General features: G+C 70.8%; 14 protein-coding genes. 6 read left to right on the top strand and 8 right to left on the bottom strand.

Annotated elements, in window-relative coordinates; all coding sequences use genetic code 11:
- Positions 1 to 233 precede the first annotated feature (233 nt).
- Both ABD120_RS09960 and ABD120_RS09955 read right to left on the bottom strand, forming a co-directional pair.
- Positions 234 to 521 carry a hypothetical protein gene (locus ABD120_RS09960; protein WP_343949468.1) on the bottom strand — a complete coding sequence of 96 codons (288 nt, stop codon included), beginning with the start codon at positions 519 to 521 and terminating at the stop codon, positions 234 to 236.
- Between the two features lie 323 nt (positions 522 to 844).
- Positions 845 to 1,183, bottom strand: a complete 339-nt coding sequence (locus ABD120_RS09955) for a hypothetical protein (RefSeq protein ID WP_343949467.1) — start codon at positions 1,181 to 1,183, stop codon at positions 845 to 847.
- Positions 1,184 to 1,410: 227 nt separating this feature from the next.
- On the opposite strand from ABD120_RS09955, the gene ABD120_RS09950 reads away from it, so the two are divergent.
- A complete protein-coding gene (locus tag ABD120_RS09950; RefSeq protein ID WP_343949466.1) occupies positions 1,411 to 1,932 on the top strand; it encodes a hypothetical protein in 522 nt (173 codons plus the stop codon).
- Between the two features lie 94 nt (positions 1,933 to 2,026).
- Here ABD120_RS09950 and ABD120_RS09945 read toward each other — a convergent pair whose 3' ends face one another.
- Genes ABD120_RS09945 through ABD120_RS09930 form a run of 4 tightly spaced genes read right to left on the bottom strand, consistent with a single transcriptional unit; the run spans position 2,027 to position 6,479 of the window.
- Positions 2,027 to 2,800, bottom strand: a complete 774-nt coding sequence (locus tag ABD120_RS09945; protein ID WP_343949465.1) for an enoyl-CoA hydratase/isomerase family protein — start codon at positions 2,798 to 2,800, stop codon at positions 2,027 to 2,029.
- 10 nt (positions 2,801 to 2,810) lie between these two features.
- Entirely contained in the window at positions 2,811 to 3,908 is a 1,098-nt protein-coding gene (locus tag ABD120_RS09940; RefSeq protein WP_343949464.1) for an ABC transporter ATP-binding protein, read from the bottom strand.
- Complete coding sequence (locus ABD120_RS09935) at positions 3,905 to 5,389, bottom strand: ABC transporter permease (RefSeq protein ID WP_343949463.1); 1,485 nt, start codon at positions 5,387 to 5,389, stop codon at positions 3,905 to 3,907. Before ABD120_RS09935 ends, ABD120_RS09940 begins: the two co-directional genes overlap by 4 nt.
- Before the next feature lie 49 nt (positions 5,390 to 5,438).
- The gene (locus tag ABD120_RS09930; protein ID WP_343949462.1) at positions 5,439 to 6,479 is read right to left on the bottom strand and encodes an iron ABC transporter substrate-binding protein; all 1,041 of its coding nucleotides are present in this window, start codon (positions 6,477 to 6,479) and stop codon (positions 5,439 to 5,441) included.
- Between the two features lie 445 nt (positions 6,480 to 6,924).
- On the opposite strand from ABD120_RS09930, the gene ABD120_RS09925 reads away from it, so the two are divergent.
- Together ABD120_RS09925 and ABD120_RS09920 are read left to right on the top strand one after the other, a co-directional pair.
- The gene (locus tag ABD120_RS09925; RefSeq protein WP_343949461.1) at positions 6,925 to 7,362 is read left to right on the top strand and encodes a VOC family protein; all 438 of its coding nucleotides are present in this window, start codon (positions 6,925 to 6,927) and stop codon (positions 7,360 to 7,362) included.
- Positions 7,363 to 7,574: 212 nt separating this feature from the next.
- Entirely contained in the window at positions 7,575 to 9,479 is a 1,905-nt protein-coding gene (locus ABD120_RS09920; protein ID WP_343949460.1) for an N-acetylmuramoyl-L-alanine amidase, read from the top strand.
- A gap of 122 nt (positions 9,480 to 9,601) precedes the next feature.
- Here the strand turns inward: ABD120_RS09920 and ABD120_RS09915 are convergent, their stop codons facing one another.
- Together ABD120_RS09915 and glgP are read right to left on the bottom strand one after the other, a co-directional pair.
- Complete coding sequence (locus tag ABD120_RS09915; protein WP_343949459.1) at positions 9,602 to 10,477, bottom strand: MurR/RpiR family transcriptional regulator; 876 nt, start codon at positions 10,475 to 10,477, stop codon at positions 9,602 to 9,604.
- 32 nt (positions 10,478 to 10,509) lie between these two features.
- Complete coding sequence (gene glgP, locus ABD120_RS09910; protein ID WP_343949458.1) at positions 10,510 to 13,080, bottom strand: alpha-glucan family phosphorylase; 2,571 nt, start codon at positions 13,078 to 13,080, stop codon at positions 10,510 to 10,512.
- A 246-nt stretch (positions 13,081 to 13,326) separates the two neighbouring features.
- Between glgP and ABD120_RS09905 the strand changes: the two genes are divergently transcribed.
- The 3 genes from ABD120_RS09905 to ABD120_RS09895 are packed head-to-tail and all read left to right on the top strand — an operon-like array spanning position 13,327 to position 18,504.
- Positions 13,327 to 15,459 carry an alpha-1,4-glucan--maltose-1-phosphate maltosyltransferase gene (locus ABD120_RS09905; protein WP_343949457.1) on the top strand — a complete coding sequence of 711 codons (2,133 nt, stop codon included), beginning with the start codon at positions 13,327 to 13,329 and terminating at the stop codon, positions 15,457 to 15,459.
- 9 nt (positions 15,460 to 15,468) lie between these two features.
- On the top strand, positions 15,469 to 17,181 hold the full coding sequence (gene treS / locus ABD120_RS09900) for a maltose alpha-D-glucosyltransferase (protein ID WP_343949456.1): 1,713 nt from the start codon (positions 15,469 to 15,471) through the stop codon (positions 17,179 to 17,181).
- 3 nt (positions 17,182 to 17,184) lie between these two features.
- Positions 17,185 to 18,504, top strand: a complete 1,320-nt coding sequence (locus ABD120_RS09895) for a maltokinase N-terminal cap-like domain-containing protein (RefSeq protein WP_343949455.1) — start codon at positions 17,185 to 17,187, stop codon at positions 18,502 to 18,504.
- Positions 18,505 to 18,593 lie beyond the last annotated feature (89 nt).

The raw sequence follows: 18,593 nt of genomic DNA, 5'->3' as shown, positions 1-18,593 counted from the left end.
TCGCGGCGAACACGTCTACACGGTTGTGGGTCCACCCGGGGAGAAACCCACCGGACTGGCGCGAACAGCGGGCGGGGAAGATCGCGGCGGCGGGGCGCGAGCGCGCTGGGGTTGGCGGGCGGGCACACCGCCGGGTGCACTGGTCCGGGCTGTGCGGGTCTGGGGCGGAGTTCGACGGGGTACCTGCCGGTGAGCTCGGGGTCGAGTTCGCGTGAGCCGGACTCAGGTGGTCCTCACCGCCGCTCCCTGAGGGCGTCGACGGCCTGCCAGACGAGCACCTCGTTCTGCACGACGCGGTCTAACGCCTCGGCGTTCTCCCTGCTCAGGCGGAGTGCGTCGCGGGAGTGCCCGGCGAGCTTCCGGACCTCGTCCTGGAGGGTCACGACCTCGCGCCGGAGGGTCTGGACCTCCCAGAGCGCGTCCTTGATGTCCTGGCGGTGGTTGGCTACCGAGATGTACCGGGAGTCGAACCAGCTGCGCACTGCCTTACGCAGCCGAGCGGGGACCAGGACGCGCATCATGAACCGTCACGATACCGGCAATCACCCCTGTGATCTCCCTGTCGTTTCCCTGCCGGATGGTACGGCCTGCGGGAGTTCTCCTCCCTCCGCCGCATCCGCGCCGACGCCCTGGAGCCCACCTCGTCCACCGGAACGGCAAGGTGTCAGGACCCGCCTCCCGCAGCAGTGCGGCGATGCGCCGGAGGTCACCTCCTCCAGGAGCGCGGCGAGGTTTCGGAAGTCTCTCCGGCGACGAGGTGTCAGAGGTGGCTTCCTCCAGCGGAGCCGCGAGGTGCAGGGGTCGCGGCGGGGACGGCCGTTCGACGGCCGCCCCCGCCGACGGGTCAGCAGCTCTCGGTCTTGAAGTAGACGCCCCTGGAGCCGTGGGTGAAGCTGGCGCCGGGCGCGAGGGTCTTACAAGGGGAGTTGGTCCCGCCCGTGCGGAAGAGGACCTTGGCGCGCTTGGTCGTGCTGCAGTTGTTGGTGACCTTCACATAGCGAATTCCGCTCATCCAGGTCGTGGTCGAGACGCACGAGGGGAGGGCGGCCGCCTGGACGGGGCCGGCGGTGACCGCGGCCTGCACCGGGCCGGTGGTGACGGCCGCCTGGGCGGCGGGTGCCGCGAGCAGGCCGGCCCCCGCCAGAGCTGCGGCGGCGAACGCGGTACGGATGGTGATGGACATGAACACAGCCTTTCGATCGGCCTTGCCGCCGCGCCGGCTCACGATCGGTCAACCCCCGGTGAGTCGGCGCAGCACTTCACACCTCTCACCCAAACAGGACATATTCGCGAATACACAATCATGACGAACAGCGAAAACCCCCCAGGGCGCGCGGCCCCAGCCGACCGGCGCGATCGCGCGCAGCGGAAACATTCCCGGACGCGCGGACCCGCCATACGCTGGAGGACATGTCACTGATCGTCCGGGCGAGGCGGCCACTGGTGTCGGACCTCGCCCTGGCCGCAGTGGTGCTCGTGATGGAGCTGCCGGACGCGCTCTCGTCGCCCACCCCCAAGACCCTGTTCGTCTCGCTGGGTGCCGTCGTGGTCATCGGGCTGAGCAGGCGCGCACCGGTGGCCGCCACCGTGCTCATCGGCGGGCTCGAACTCCTCGGACGGCAGGGCCCGGACGTCGACGCCCCGGTCAGCGCCGTGCTCCTGGTGCTCTACCAGGTGGGCAGGTACGCCTCCGTGCCCTGGGCGGCCGGCACGGCCGCAGCGGCCCTGGCTGTCTCGTTCTGGATCGCCAGGGAGGCCGTCCTCCACGACTTCCTGCTGTGGACGGCCGTGGCCACGGCGCCGGCGCTGCCGGTCGCCGCGGGCTACATCGTGCGCCTGCGCGGCGAACTGACCCCCGCAGGGAGCAGCAGGCGGCCGAGCAGGCCGTACGCGAGGAGCGGCGGCGCATCGCCCGCGAACTGCACGACGTGATCGCCCACCATGTCAGCGTGGTCAGCCTCTACATGGGCGTGGCCAGGAGGGCCGGTCGAGCCGAGACGCCCCAAGGCCGGCGACTCAGGGTCGGTCAGTCGCCGGTGAACTTGGGCCGGGTCTTGTCGATGAAGGCCCGCATGCCCGCTTTGGCGTCCTCGGTGGCGAACAGACCGGCGAAAAGCTGCCGCTCGATCTCCAGCGCGGTGTCGAGGTTGACCTCTGCGCCCAGGTCGACGGCCTGCTTGGCGGCCCTCACCGCGAGGGTGGGACCGCCGACGAAGGTGGCCGCCCACTCCAGCGCGGCGGTGTAGACCTGATCGTCGGCGACGACCTTGTCGATCAGGCCGAGTGCCAGCGCCTCGGCGGCGCCGACGTGCCTGCCGCTGAAGATGAGGTCCTTGGCCTTGGCGGGTCCGATGAGGCGGGTCAGCCGCTGGGTGCCGCCCGCGCCCGGGATGAGACCGAGCTGGATCTCCGGCTGTCCCAGCCTGGCGCTCTCGCCCGCGACCCGGAAGTCGGCGCTCAGCGCCAGCTCGCAGCCGCCGCCGAGGGCGTAACCGCTGATGGCCGCGATCACCGGCTTGCCGATGCGGGAGATCGCGGTGAGACTGTCGGCCAGGACCTTGGAGTGCTCGATCATGTACGCATAGGACCGGTCGGCCATCTCCTTGATGTCGGCTCCGGCGGCGAAGACCCGCTCGCCGCCGTAGATGATCACGGCCTGGACGGCGGCGTCGGCGTCGACCAGCCGCGCGGCCTCTCCGAGCTCCTGCTGCAACTGCCCGTTGAGGGCATTCATCTTCGGACGATCCAGCCTGATCGTCGCGATCTGATCGGACACCTCGACTCGCACGAACTCACCCATGGCCCGCACGCTACCGGACGATCTCCCCGTAGAAGAGGACGGATCCGTCGACGCGCACGGTGACCTTGTCGCCCGGCCGGTGCGGCACGTCGCCCCGGGTGCGGGCGCGCACGGGCGTGCCGCAGGGCAGCCGGACGGTGACGGCGGCGTCGTGACCGTAGTACTCGACCCTTTCCACCGTGGCCTCGCCGCCCGCCGACAGCAGCAGTTGCTCGGGGCGCACGACGACGCGTCCGGCGCCCCTGCGGCCGGTCGCGGGCGACGTGTCGAGGGCGGGCAACGTGTCGAGGGCGGGTAGCGAGCCGGTCGCGGGCGCCGTACCGAAGGTGGGCGAAGTGGGCGAAGTGGGCGAAGTGGGCAGGGTGCCGAGGGCGCAGGTGACCGTACCGTCCGCCGAGACGCCGTCGAGGACGACGGCCTCGCCGACGAAGGCGGCCACGCCCACGTCGGCGGGCGCGGAGTAGAGGCGCACCGGGTCGCCCTGCTGGACGATCTCGCCTTCGCGCATGACGGCGACGGTGTCCGCCATCGACAGCGCCTCCTCCTGGTCGTGCGTGACCATGACGGCCGTCGCGCCCGCCGCCTTCAGCGCGGCCCGGACGTCGTCGCGCACGCTGGTGCGCAGCGAACGGTCGAGCGCGTTGAACGGCTCGTCGAGCAGCACCACGCCGGGCCTGGGCGCCAGGGCCCTGGCGAGCGCGACCCGCTGCTGCTGCCCGCCGCTCAGCTCGTACGGCATCCGCCTGCCGTACCCGTCGAGCCCGACGAGTTCCAGGCACTCCGCGATCCGCTCCCGTGACCCGCGCGGCAGCCCGAAGCCGACGTTGCGGGCGACGCTGAGATGCGGGAAGAGGGCGGCGTCCTGCGGGACCACGCCCACCCGGCGCTTCTCCGGCGGCAGGTGGCCGACCTCGGCGCCGCCGATCAGCACCGAGCCCGCGTCGGCCCGCTCGAACCCGGCCACGATCCGCAGCAGGGTGGTCTTCCCGCAGCCGGACGGCCCGAGCACGGCGGCCAGGTCGCCGTCGGCGACCTCCATCGCGGCGCCGCGCAGCACCGGCGTTCCGGAGAACGCCTTGACGATCCCCGCGACCTTCAGCCCGCTCATGTCTCCCGCCTTCCCAGCATGAATCCCGGCACCGCCGCCAGCACCATGAGCAGTGCCGCGTACGGCGCCGCCGCGGCGTAGGAGCCCGACCCGGTCTCCGTCCAGAGCCGGGTGGCCAGGGTGTCGGCCCCGGTGGGCCGCAGCAGGAGGGTGGCGGGCAGTTCCTTCATCGCGGTCAGGAACACCAGCGCGGTGCCCGCGAGCACGCCGGGCAGCGCCAGCGGCAGCGTCACCCTTCTGAGCGCGCCGGTCGCGCTCTGGCCGAGCGAGCGCGCCACCTCCTCCAGCACGGGCGGCGACTGGAGCACGGAGGCCCGCACCGCCCCGACGGCGGCGGGCAGGAACAGCACCGCGTACGCCAGCACGAGCAGCGGCCACTGCTGGTAGATCGGGTAGGCGTAGCGGACGGCGAAGAACACCAGCGACAGCGCGATGACGATGCCGGGCAGCGCGTGCGCCACGTACGCGGCCCGCTCGACGAACCGGGCGAGTCCGCCCCGGTGGCGGGCGGCGAGGACGCCGACGGGCACGGCGAGCGCCGCCGTGAGCAGCGCGCCCGCCCCGGAGACGCCGAGGGTGGCGGCGGTGGCCGAGGCCAGCGTGTCGAGGTCGAGTCCGCGTGAGGTGCCGGTGACGAGCCAGAAGCCGATGCTGACGAGCGGGAACCCGACGGCCAGCGCCGCGACGAGCCCGGCCCAGGCCAGCACGGGCGCCTTCCACGTCCGTACGGCGACGCGCCGCCTGGCCGGGGTGCCGCGCAGCGCGTAGGCGGCGCGCCCACGCGTGCGGGCCTCGGCCAGCACCACGACGAAGGTGACGACCACGAGCACGAGGCCGAGCACGGCGGCGGGGGTGCGGTCGAAAGCGGCCCGGTAGGAGGTGTAGATCTGCGTGGTGAACACGTCGAAGCGCATGATCGACACCGCGCCGAACTCCGCGAGCGCGTACATGGCGACCAGCAGCGCGCCCGCCGCCGCCGAGGGGCGGAGCTGGCGCAGCACGACGGCGGCGCGGCCTCTGCCGAGCGACAGCGACACCTCTTCGAGGGCGGGGTCGAGGCGGCTGAGGGCGGCGGCCACCGGCAGGTAGACGTAGGGGTAGGTGCACAGGGTGAGCACCAGGACCGATCCCCAGAATCCCGAGATGTCGGGGAAGGCGGCGATCCAGGTGTAGGCGGCCACGTACGACGGCACGGCCAGCGGCAGGGCCGCCAGCGCACCCCAGACGCGGCGGCCCGGCAGATCGGTACGGACCACCAGCCACGCCAGCGACACCCCGACCACCAGGCAGGCGGCGGTCACCGTCGCGGCCAGGCCGAGGCTGCGCAGGGCCAGTTCGGCCGTACGGGGGCGCAGGAGCACCCCGAGCGCCGCGTCCGGCCGCTCGGCCGCCCGCACGACCAGGTAGGCGACGGGCGCGAGAGAAAGCGCCGTCGCCACCAGGGCGGGGACGAGCAGAGCGGGCGGAACGCGGCGGGACATCAGACGACCAAGGGCGGGACGAGCAGCGCGGGCAGGACGCGGCGGGACATCAGACGACGCCGGTGTCCTGCAGGAGCTTGAGCGTCTGCTCCAGCGACTCCAGCTTGGCCAGGTCGATCGCCGGGCCGGTGAGGGTGTCGAGCTTGGGCAGGCCCTGGTCGGCTTCGACGCCTGCGGCCAGCGGGTACTCCTTCGTGGTCTTCGCGAAGTACTGCTGCGCGTCGGCGCTCAGCAGGTAGTCGACGGCCTTCTGGGCGGCCTCGGCGTGCTTGGTGGTCTTGAGCACGCCGACTCCGGCCACGTTGACCAGCGCGCCGGGGTCGCCGCCGGGCAGGAAGGCGAGCTTGGAGGGGATCGAGCCCTTCTCCGCCGTCTTGGCGTACCAGTAGTAGTGGTTGATCAGGCCCACCTGGATCTTGCCGGCGTCGACCGCGTCCAGGATCTCGGCGTTGCTCTTGAAGGTCTGGGTCTCGTTGGCCTTCATCCCGTCGAGCCAGTCCTTGGCGGCGGCGTCGCCCTTCAGGACCCGCAGGCCGGTGACGAACGCCTGGAAGGAGGCGTTGGTGGGCGCCCAGGCGACCTTGCCGCGCCACTTGGCGTCGGTCAGCTCGAAGACGCTCTTCGGCGGCGTCTGGACCGCGCGGGGGTCGTAGACGAGCACGCGCGAGCGGCCGGAGACGCCGACCCAGTCGGTGCCCCGGTACTTCTCCGAGACCTTGTCGAGGCTCGGCTGGGCGACGGGGGCCAGCAGGCCCTGCTTGGACAGCGCGCCGAGGGCCCCGGCGTCCTGGGAGAAGAACAGGTCGGCGCGGGTGCGCTCGCCCTCTTCGAGGATCTGGGCGGCGAGTTCGGCGCTGTCGCCGTACCTGACCTGGACGTCGCGGCCCGTGGCGGCCTTGAGCTTGTCCAGCAGCGGGCTGACCAGCTTCTCGTTGCGGCCCGAGTAGACGACCAGGGCGTCGGCGCCCGCGTCGGGCTTCGCGGAGCCGGACGCGGCGGGCTCGGCGGTGCCGGAGGAGGAGCCGCAGGCGGCGGCGGTTGCGGAGACCAGCAGGATCGAGGCTGCTGCGAGCAGTCTGCGCAGGGACATGGGGATTCCTCAGGATCGGTGGTGAAGAACACGACGAAGACGGCGTTCCAGGCGGGTGGTGCGTGTGAACGCCCGACAGACCGGTGAGCGGGTGCCTAAAAGTACGTCCGGGCAGGTCATGCCCATTGTGGCGAGGTCGTGGTCGTCGTCGCGCAGGGCGCGCGCGAACGCGCGGCAGGGGTCGGCGGACCCGGTCACGACGAGCGTCACCTTTGTCCCTTCTCTGACCCCGTACTGGAGAGTAAAGATAGCCTAACCTCACCACGCTTCGCCTCATAGGGGCCGTAAAGATGACAAACCTCACTCGGCGCCGTACGGACACCCTGCCCTCAAGGGTTCTGTCGGTCGCGGTCGCTACTTTCTGAGGGTGATCCCGGCCGAGCACCCGCGAGCTCTGCCCGCGACCGGGGGCGCATCATCGGCGCACACCCACGAGGAGCCCAGCATGCAGAAGATCACCACCTTCCTCTGGTTCGACCACCAGGCAGAGGAGGCGGCTCGGCACTATGTGTCGATCTTCCCCAACTCGCGGATCACCGAGCTCTCGCCGATCATGGTGGCCTTCGAGCTCGACGGCCAGCGCTTCTACGCGCTCAACGGCGGACCCCAGGCCGCCTTCAACGAGGCCGTCTCGCTCTACGTCGACTGCGACGACCAGGACGAGGTCGACCGGTTGTGGGCGCGGCTCATCGCCGACGGCGGCGAGGAGGGCCGGTGCGGCTGGCTGAAGGACAGGTACGGCCTGTCCTGGCAGATCATCCCGAGAGCGCTGCCGCACCTGCTCGGCGACCCCGACCCGGGCCGGGCCGAGCGGGCCGTGCAGGCGATGCTCCAGATGACCCGCATCGACGTCAGGGCGCTGGAGAAGGCCGCGAACGGCTGATCCGCCCCAGCAACCCGGGATGCCAGGGCCAAGCCGCGACCCGGGATGCCGGGGCCGAACCACGGCCCGGAATGCCGGACCAGGCCCTCCACCGTGCGAGGAACGTCGGCATACAGCCACGGATGAAAGATTCCTTCGCAAAGCTCTCGCCAGAGAAGGAAAATGTTGAGACGCTGGCTGCGCCCGACATCCCCCCAGCCTAGGAGCGGTAGATGCGCAGAGCGATGGCGATCGTCGCCTTGCTCCCCTTACTGAACGCCTCGCCCGCCGGCGCGACCGAGCCCTCCGAACGCCAGCAGGCGTTCACGGCGGCCGCCGGCGAGTTCAAGGTCCCGGAATCCGTCCTGCTCGGCGTCTCCTACCTGGAGTCGCGGTGGGACGCCAACGCCGGACGGCCGAGCACCGACGCCGGCTTCGGCCCCATGCACCTCACCGACGCGGCCGCCTACACCACCACCAACCACCACGAGGAGGGCGAGGAGGACCCACGCGGCGACGACAGCCGCCCCTCGACGGGCGACAAGGAACCGCCCGCTCCGCAGGAGCCGCCCGCCTCGCTGCGCACGATGGAGAAGGCTGCCGAGCTCACCGGCGAGTCCCACGAGCGGCTGCGCACCGACGCCGCCGCCAACATCCGGGGCGGCGCCGCGCTGCTGGCCGCCTATCAGAAGGCCCTCGGCGCGCCGCTGAGCGACGACCCCGCCCAGTGGTACGGCGCGGTCGCCAGATACTCGGGCGCGGCGGAGGAGGATGCCGCGCGGTTCTTCGCCGACGAGGTCTACACGACGATCAAGACCGGCGTCAGTCGCACCACCGACGACGGCCACCGGGTCGCGCTCGACCCCGTGCCCGGCCTTGAGGCGATCAAGGAGTGGCTCGACAAGCTCGGCCTCAAGCCGCCGAAGCGCGACGGCGTCGAGTGCCCGCGCTCGATCTCGTGCGAGTGGATCCCGGCCAAGCAGGCCGAGCTGCCGGGCGGGAAGTACGGCAACTTCGACACCTCCAACCGGCCGTGGAACCAGAAGGTCGACTACATCATCATCCACGACATGGAGGGCTACTTCGGGCCCTCGGTCGGGCTGGTGCAGAACCCCGCGCGGGCGGCGAGCTGGCACTACTCCCTGCGCTCCGGCGACGGCCACATCGCCCAGCACCTCAAGACCAAGGACGTCGGCTGGCAGGCGGGCAACTGGTACGTCAACGCCAAGTCCATCGGCCTCGAACACGAGGGCTTCCTGGCCGAGCGCGGCTCCTGGTACACCGAGGCGATGTACCGCACCTCGGCCAAGCTGGTGCGCTACCTCGCCATGAAGCACCTGGTGCCGCTCGACCGGGCCCACATCCTCGGCCACGACAACGTGCCCGGCACCCTGCCGACCACCGTCAGGGGCATGCACGAGGACCCGGGCCCGTTCTGGGACTGGGACCGCTACTTCCAGCTCCTCGGCAAGCCGCTCCACCCGTCCGGCGGCGCGAACTCCGGCTCTGTCATGATCCGGCCGGACTTCACCACCAACAAGCCGTACTTCTACGGTTGCGACCGTAAGCAGCCCGAGCTCGCCTGCCCGCCCACCAGCGCCTCCACGGTGTGGCTGCGCAAGGAGCCGCGCACCGACGGCCCGCTCGTCGACGACATCGGCAAGCGCGGCCCCGGCCGTTCGCTCTACAGCGTGTACGACCACAGCGCCCGCGCGGTGACCGGCCAGCGCTACGCCGTCGCCGACCGGCAGGGCGAGTGGACGGCCATCTGGTACCTCGGCCAGAAGGCGTGGTTCCACAACCCGCAGGCCGCCCCGACGGCGATCCCGTCGGCCGGGCTGGTCGTGACACCGAAGCCGGGCCTCGCCACCGTCCCGGTGTACGGCCGCGCCTACCCGGAGCAGGAGGCCTACCCGGCCGACATCCCCTACCAGCCGATCACGCCGCTGCAGTACACGTTCTCGGCGGGTGAGAAGTACACCTTCGGCGGGGTGCGCTTCGGCGAGTACTACCGGGCCGTCTCGCTCGACGCCTCCGCCCACAAGGTGGTCAGGGGCAAGACGAAGTACTACCAGATCCAGTTCGGGCACCGCGTGATGTTCGTCAAGGCCGACGACGTCGTGCTGACCTGGTCCTGAACCACCTGAGAGGAGGGCGCCGGGCGCCCTCCTCTCAGGTGCCTCCCGACATGCTCGACGTCCCCGACGTGCTCGGGGTCTTCTGACGAACCGATGGCCTTCAGGCGTCTCTCGACGTCCTCTCAGCGTCTTTTGATGTACTCGGCGACGGCCGAGCGGGTGCGCCGCAGCGCTTCCTGCGAGGAGTCATAGACCCGCTGCGCGACGCCGACGAACACACAGTCGACCACGACGAGCTGGCTGATGCGGCTGGCCAGCGCGCCCGGCCGGAACTCCGTCTCACGCCCGGCCGAGATGAGCACGTGATCGGCGCGCGCGGCCATCGTGGAGCGCGGGTTGTTGGTGATCGCGACCGCGGTGGCTCCGGCCTCTCGGGCGCGCTCCAGCGGCTCCAGCACGTCGGGCGTCTCCCCCGAGGTGCTGATGCCGATGGCCACGTCACCGGCCCGCAGCAGCACCGCGCTGGTCAGTGCCAGATGGGCGTCGGAGAAGGCGTGACTCGACATGCCGATGCGCATCAGCTTCTGGGCCATGTCATTGGCGACCAGGCCGGAGGCGCCGACGCCGTACACGTCGACGCGGCGGGCGCCGGTGATCGCGTCGACGACCAGGCCCAGGCGCTCGGAGGTGAGCTGGGCGACCGTGTCGTTGATCGCCTCAGACTCGGCCCGCGCCACCTTCATGATCACCTCGGACAGCGGGTCGTCGGGTGCGAGGTCGCCGGGCACCAGCCGGTCGGGCTGCGCCGCCGCCGCGGCCAGCGCCAGCCGGAGCTGCGGGTAGCCCGCGAAGCCGAGCAGCCGGGCGGTGCGCACGATCGTGGCCTCGCTGGTGCCGGAGGCCGCCGACAACTCGGTGATCGTGCTCCTGGCCACGGTCGCGGGGTCCTCAAGGATCAGCCGGGCGACCGTCTGGGCGGCGGGCGTCAGCGACGGCAGCACACCTCGAACCGTGGCCACCAGGGTGTCGGCCCGCAGGCCGTCGCGGCTATCGTCCACATGACGATTATGGGCCCAATGTCGCCCGGCGGTCAGCGAAGTGTCCCGTTCGTCATCCCCACCGGCTCCTCCGGCACGGCGATCAGGCCGAGTTCCGCGCGGGCGGAGGCCAGCGGGTGCGACGGCACCACCCGGACGGTGTAGCCGAAGGCGCCCGTACGGTCGAGCGGGATCTCCCCCGTGTAGTGGGCGCGGCCGTCGTCGCCGTTGCGGCCCTGCAGCTCAAGCGGCCGGTACGACGGGTGGATCAGCTCGTCGTGCCCGCCGACCCGCCCGTAGGCGGCCTCGACCAGCACGTCCGCGGGGTCGAGGTCGCCGAGCGCGACCGTGGCCCGCAGGTCGAGCCGCGCCCCCACCTCCGGGGTGTCGCCGACGCCCGAGGCCGCCACGTGCTCGACCCGGACGCCCGGCCAGGACTTCGTGACCCGCAGCCGCCAGGTGGCGAACTCGCGCGCCGACTCGTAGGAGTCGGCCGCGAGCGCGCGGGCCGAGGCGGCGGCCGGCTGGTAGAGGTCGAGGACGTACTCGCGCATCATGCGCCCGGCCAGCACCTTCGGGCCGAGCGAGGTCAGCGTGTGCTTGACCATCTCCAGCCAGCGCCGGGGCGGCTCGCCCGCCGTCCGGTCGTAGAAGCGCTCGGCGACCTCGTGCTCGATCAGGTCGTAGAGGGCGGCGGCCTCCAGTTCGTCGCGCCGGTCGGGGTCGGCGACGCCGTTGGCTGTGGGGATGGCCCAGCCGTTGTTGCCGTCGTACCACTCGTCCCACCAGCCGTCGCGGATGGACAGGTTGAGGCCGCCGTTGAGGGCGGACTTCATGCCGGAGGTGCCACTGGCCTCAAGGGGGCGCAGCGGGTTGTTCAGCCACACGTCGCAGCCCTGGACGAGGAGCTGGCCGAGGTCGATGTCGTAGTCGGGCAGGAAGACGATGCGGTGGCGGACGTCCTCGGAGTCGGCGAAGGTCACGATCTTCTGGATGAGGCGCTTGCCGCCCTCGTCGGCGGGATGCGCCTTGCCCGCGATCACGATCTGGAGGGGTTTGTCCGGATGGAGCAGCAGGCGGCGCAGCCGGTCCTCGTCGGAGAGCATGAGCGTCAGCCGCTTGTACGACGGCACCCGCCGGGCGAAGCCGATCGTCAGCACACCGGGGTCGAGCGCGTCGTCGATCCAGCCGAGTTCGGCGTCGGAGGCGCCGCGCGAGCGCCAGGAGGCGCGCAGCCGTACGCGCGCCTGTTCCACCAGGCGGGCGCGCAGGCGGCCCCTGATCGCCCAGATCTCCGCGTCGGGGATCTTCTGGATGTCCTCCCAGCCCTTCGCCTTCTCGACCAGGGACGGCAGCTCGCGCCCGGCGAGCTCCATGATCTCCCGGCTCACCCAGGTCGGGGCGTGGACGCCGTTGGTGATCGAGCCGATCGGCACCTCGTCCAGGTCGAAGCCGGGCCACAGCCGCTGGAACATCTCCCTGCTGACCGCGCCGTGCAGCCGCGACACCCCGTTGACCCGCTGGGCCAGGCGCATGCCCATCACGGCCATGTTGAAGCGGCCGGGGTCCTCCTCGGCGCCGAGGTCCAGGATCCGGTCGACGGGTACGGTCGGCCACGCGTTGTCGCCGCCGAACTGCCGCTCGATCATCTCGCGCGGGAACCGGTCGATGCCCGCCGGGACCGGCGTGTGCGTGGTGAAGACCGTGCCCGCCCGCACCACCTCCAGCGCCTCGTCGAAGGTGAGCCTGGACTCGGTCAGCTCGCGGATGCGTTCGAGGCCGAGGAAGCCCGCGTGGCCCTCGTTGGTGTGGAAGACCTCGGGCTCCGGGTGACCGGTGAGCTCGCAGTAGGCGCGGATGGCGCGCACGCCGCCGACGCCGAGCAGCAGCTCCTGCATCAGGCGGTGGTCGGTGCCGCCGCCGTACAGGCGGTCGGTGACGTCGCGGGCGGCCGCGTCGTTGTCCGAGATGTCGGAGTCGAGCAGCAGCAGCGGCACCCGGCCGACCTGGGCCACCCAGATCTGGGCGTGCAGCACTCGCTGGTCGGGCAGGCCGATCCGCACCCGTACGTCCTTGAGGAGCGACAGCGGCAGCCCGCCGGGGTCCAGCGACGGGTAGTGCTCAAGCTGCCAGCCGTCCGGTGACAGCGACTGGGCGAAGTAGCCGTGCCGGTAGAGCAGCCCGAGGCCCAGGATCGGCACGCCGAGGTCGCTGGCCGTCTTCAGGTGGTCGCCCGCGAGGATGCCGAGCCCCCCGGAGTACTGGGGCAGGGCTCCGGCGACGCCGAACTCCGGGGAGAAGTAGGCGATGGCGCGGGGGGCGTGGGGCAGTCCCTGGTACCAGCGCGGGGCCGTCATGTACGCGCGCAGGTCGGCGGCGGCGTCGGCGAGGCGCTGCCGGAAGCCCGGGTCGGCGGCGAGTTCGCCGAGCCGCGCCGGGTCCACGGCACCGAGGAGCGCCACAGGGTCGTGGCCGACGCGCTCCCAGAGCTCGGGATCGACCTCGGCGAACAGGTCGGTGGTCTGCGGATGCCAGGACCAGCGCAGGTTCTGGACGAGCTCGTCCAGCGCGGACAGCTCCGGGGGCAGGACGGTGCGGACGGTGAACCTGCGGATTGCTCTCACGTTGGTGAACCCTAGGGCGTCGTAGCACGTGGTGACCGGACGTCAGGTCCCTCACCCCGGACAGTGGCCTTCAAACCCCCTCCCCGCCGGAAGCATGAAGAGGGACTATTGGGGCAGTTCCCTTTTAGGGCCGTCCGAGGACACATCGGAGAGGCTGCCCGCTCCTACACAATCTAGATGCAAGGATCGTTTTCACCACGCAAGCCTCCGGCGGCACCCGGCGTGCCGTCGCTACCTTGAGAAACGATGATCGGACGCATTCCCATCACGGACATCCAGCCTGTCGTCGACTGCGGGCAGTGGCCTGCCAAGTCGGTCGCGGGCGAGACCTTCGACATCTCCGCCACCGTGTTCCGTGAGGGTCACGACGCCGTGGCGGCGGGCGTGGTGCTCACGTCGCCCGACGGCACGCGCTCGCGGCTCAAACCGATGCGCGAGCAGGGACAGGGCACCGACCGGTGGTCGGTGCCGATCAGCCTGGCCGACGAGGGCGACTGGCAGTTCCGCGTGGAGGCGTGGAGCGACCCGATCGCCACGTGGCTGCACGACGCGGGAATCAAGATCCCGCGCGGGCTGGACGCCGATCTGATGTGCGAGGAGGGCGCGCGGCTGTTCGAGCGGGCGGCGCGGGCCGTACGGCAGGCCGACTGCCCGGCCCCCTCCAGTGAGAAGCCCGGCCGGAAGACAGGGCAGAAGGCCGGCCAGAAGACCGAGCAGAAGACCGGGCAGCAGGCCGAGCAGAACAGCGAGCGGCCCGACGGGGACGGTGCCTGCGGGCACCGGGCGGCGCTGCTGGGGATCGCGGCCACCTTGCGGGACGAGGACCTCGACCCCAGGGCGCGGCTGTCGATCGCGCAACTGCCGGAGACGGCCTCGCTGCTGGCCGCGCACCCGCTGCGCGACCTGGTGACCCGGTCGAGGACGCACCAGCTGCGGGTGGACCGGCGCCGGGCGCTGTACGGCTCGTGGTACGAGTTCTTCCCGAGGTCGGAAGGGGCGGTGGTCGACGCCACCGGCATCAGCAAGTCCGGAAATTTCCAGACTGCTGCCAAGCGGCTGCCCGCCATCGCCCGCATGGGCTTCGACGTCGTCTACCTGCCGCCCGTCCACCCCATCGGCACCACCTTCCGCAAGGGCCGTAACAACACGCTCACCCCCGAACCCGACGACCCCGGCTCGCCGTGGGCCATCGGCTCGGAGGACGGCGGCCACGACGCGATCCACCCCGACCTCGGCACCATCGACGACTTCGACGAGTTCGTCGCCCGCGCCCGCGAACTCGGCATCGAGATCGCGCTCGACTTCGCGCTGCAGTGCTCCCCCGACCACCCGTGGGTCAAGGAGCACCCCGAGTGGTTCACGATCCGGGCGGACGGCTCGATCGCCTACGCGGAGAACCCGCCGAAGAAGTACCAGGACATCTACCCGGTCAACTTCGACAAGGACCCCGAGGGGGTCTACGCCGAGGTCAGGCGGGTGCTGCTGCACTGGATGGAGCACGGCGTCCGGATCTTCCGGGTGGACAACCCGCACACCAAGCCGGTGGCGTTCTGGGAGCGGCTGCTGGCCGACATCCGCACCACCGACCCCGACGTGATCTTCCTGGCCGAGGCGTTCACCCGCCCGCCGATGCTGCACACGCTGGCCAAGGTCGGCTACCACCAGTCGTACACGTACTACACGTGGAAGAACTCCAAGCAGGACGTCGAGGCGTACCTGTCGGAGCTGGCCCGCGACAGCTCGCACTTCCTGCGCCCCAACCTGTTCGTCAACACGCCGGACATCCTGCACGAATACCTCCAGCAGGGCGGGGTGCCCGCGTTCCGGATCCGGGCGATCCTGGCCGCGCTGACCTCACCGACCTGGGGCGTCTACTCGGGCTACGAACTCGGGGAGAACGTCCCGGTACGGCCGGGCAGCGAGGAGTACCTCGACAGCGAGAAGTTCCAGTACCGCCCGCGCGAGTGGGCGGCGGCCGAGCGCGAGGGCCGCAGCCTGGCGCCGTTCATCACCCATCTGAACCTCTTCCGCAGGGCCCACCCCGCGCTTCAGGAGCTGCGCAACCTGGCCTTCCACCGGGTCGACCACCCGGACCTGGTCTGCTTCTCCAAGCGGCTGCCCGGCGCCTACGACCCGGCCACCCGGCGGCACGGGCTCGGCGACGTGGTCCTCGCGGTCGTCAACCTCGACCCGCACCACACCCACGAGGCGACGGTCGATCTCGACCTGCCCGCCCTCGGCCTCGACTGGAACGCCGAGTTCGTCGTGGACGACGAGCTGTCGGGCGAGTCGTACCGGTGGCGGCAGAGCAACTACGTGCGCCTCGACCCCCACAAGCATCCGGCGCACATCTTCACCGTGCGAGCGGCTCACAGGTAGGAGTCCCACTTGGCCGACACCGTGAACACCGCCGCCATCCCCAACACCTTCGACGAGGAGAAGCCGCGCGACCCCCACTGGTACAAGCGCGCGGTCTTCTACGAGGTGCTCATCCGAGGCTTCGCCGACTCCAACGGCGACGGCACGGGCGACATCAAGGGCCTGATCCAGCGGCTGGACTACCTCCAGTGGCTGGGTGTCGACTGTCTGTGGCTGCTACCGTTGTACGAGTCGCCGCTGCGTGACGGCGGCTACGACATCGCGGACTTCATGAAGATCCTGCCGGAGTTCGGCGACCTCGGCGACTTCGTCAGGCTGGTCGACGAGGCCCACAAGCGCGGCATGCGGGTGATCGCCGACCTGGTGATGAACCACACCAGCGACGCCCACCCCTGGTTCCAGGCCTCCAGGCACGACCCGGAGGGGCCGTTCGGCGACTTCTACGTCTGGCACGACAGCGATGAGAAGTACCAGGACGCCCGGATCATCTTCATCGACACCGAGACCTCCAACTGGACCTACGACCCGGTGCGCGGCCAGTACTACTGGCACCGCTTCTTCCACCACCAGCCGGACCTCAACTACGAGAACCCGGCGGTGCGTGAGGCGATGCTGGAGGTGCTGCGCTTCTGGCTGGACCTCGGCATCGACGGTTTCCGCATGGACGCCATCCCCTACCTGTTCGAGGAGGAGGGCACCAACTGCGAGAACCTGCCGGACACCCACGCCTACCTCAAGACGGTCAGGGCCGAGGTGGACCGGCTCTACCCCGACCGGGTGCTGCTGGCCGAGGCCAACCAGTGGCCCTCCGACGTGGTCGAGTACTTCGGCGAGCCGGTGGGCGGCGGCGACGAGTGCCACATGGCCTTCCACTTCCCGCTGATGCCGCGCATCTTCATGGCGGTGCGCCGCGAGTCGCGCTACCCCATCTCCGAGATCATGGCGCAGACGCCGAAGATCCCCGAGAACTGCCAGTGGGGCATCTTCCTGCGCAACCACGACGAGCTGACGCTTGAGATGGTGACCGACGAAGAGCGCGACTACATGTACTCCGAGTACGCCAAGGACCCGCGCATGCGCGCCAACGTCGGCATCCGGCGCCGGCTGGCCCCGCTGCTGGAGAACGACCGCAACCAGATCGAGCTGTTCACGGCGCTGCTGCTGTCGCTGCCCGGCTCGCCGGTGCTCTACTACGGCGACGAGATCGGCATGGGCGACAACATCTGGCTGGGCGACCGCGACGGGGTCCGTACGCCCATGCAGTGGGACCCCGACCGCAACGCCGGCTTCTCCGACTGCGACCCCGGGCGGTTGTACCTGCCGGTCATCATGGACCCGATCTACGGCTACCAGGCGATCAACGTGGAGGCGCAGCAGAAGAACGCGGGCTCGCTGCTCCACTGGACCAAGCGCATGATCGAGATCCGCAAGCGGCACCCGGTGTTCGGGCTGGGCGAGTTCAACGAGCTGAACTCCTCCAACCCGAGCGTGCTGGCCTTCGTGCGCGAGCTGGGCGACGACCGCATACTCTGCGTCAACAACCTCTCGCGCTTCCCCCAGCCGGTGGAGCTGGATCTGCGGCGCTTCACCGGGGTCTCACCGGTCGAGACCATGGGCGGGGTACCTTTCCCCCCGATCGGCGAACTTCCGTATCTTCTGACGCTTCCTGGGCATGGGTTCTATTGGTTCACCCTGCCGCCTGCCGCCGTCCGGGAGGAGTAAGTCGTGCTCGAACAGCTCCTTGCCGCGTGGCTGCCGCACCAGCGCTGGTTCGGGGGCAAGGGGCGCGCGATCGAGTCGCTGTCGATCGACGCCGACATCGAGGTGCGCGAGGGGCTGCGGCATCTGGTCGTCGGCGTGTGGCAGGACGGCTCGCGCGAGCGTTACCAGGTCCTGCTCGGGCTGAGGGAGGAGCTGCCGGAGAATCTCCAGCACGCCCTGATCGGGATTTTTCACGACATGTACGCGTACGACGCCCTGCACGACGCCACGTGCACCACCTGGCTCCTGGAGGGCATGGCCCGCGACGAGACCCGCGAGAGCCTGCGCCTGCGCCGCGTCCCCGGCACCGAGATCGACACCACCCCGCGCAGCCTGGTGCTCGGCGCCGAGCAGTCCAACACCTCCCTCGTGTACGGCGAGTCCTACATCTGCAAGCTCTTCCGCCGCCTCATCCCCGGCGTCAACCCGGAGCTGGAGATCGTCACCGCGCTCGCCGCCCGCCAGGCGCCCCACATCGCCCAGCCGTACGGATGGGTGGAGACCGACCTCGACGGCACACCGACCACGCTCGCGATCACCCAGGAGTTCCTGTCGGTGGCGAACGACGGCTGGGACCTCGCCCTCACCAGCGTCCGCGACCTGTACGGCTCGCCGCCCGAGACCGGCGCGGCCGAAGCGGGCGGCGACTTCGCCGCCGAGGCCGAACGGCTCGGCACCGCGACCGCCCGCGTCCACGTCGAACTGGCCGCCGCCTTCCCGGTGGACACGGTCGAGCCGCCCGAGATCCGGCTCATGGCCGAGGACCTGCGCCGCAGACTCGGCCGGGCCGTCGCGGAGGTGCCGGAACTGCGCCCGCACGTCGGCGCGATCGAGGCGGCCATCGCCACCCTCGACGACCTCGACGGGGACATGAACGTCCAGCGGGTGCACGGCGACTACCACCTCGGCCAGGTGATGCGCACCCCGACCGACTGGATCGTGCTCGACTTCGAGGGCGAGCCCGGCCAGCCCCTCGCCGAACGGCGTGCGCTGTCGTCGCCGCTGCGCGACGTGGCCGGCATGCTGCGCTCGTTCGAGTACGCCGCCCGCCACCTGCTGGCCGGGCACCCCGACGCCGAGGTGCACGAACCGCAGGCCGCCGACTGGGCGGACCGCAACAAGGCGGCCTTCCTGTGCGGCTACCGGGCGGGCGGTGGCAGCCTGGGCGAGGCCGAGACCCCGCTGCTGCGCGCCTTCGAGCTGGGCAAGGCCGTCTACGAGGTCGTGTACGAGGCCAGGCACCGGCCGACCTGGCTGCCGATCCCGCTGGCGGCCTTCGGGTGAACCACCGGGGCTTGAAACACCCGGCTGAACCACCCTGCTGAAACACGGGACTGAAACACGGCGGGAACCCAGGGCTGAAATACCGGAGC

Origin of the sequence: Nonomuraea longicatena (assembly GCF_039525605.1) — a bacterium.
GTDB lineage: Bacteria > Actinomycetota > Actinomycetes > Streptosporangiales > Streptosporangiaceae > Nonomuraea > Nonomuraea longicatena.
The sequence above is the reverse complement of the archived record's forward strand: the minus strand, read 5'-3'. Positions and strand labels throughout refer to the sequence as shown.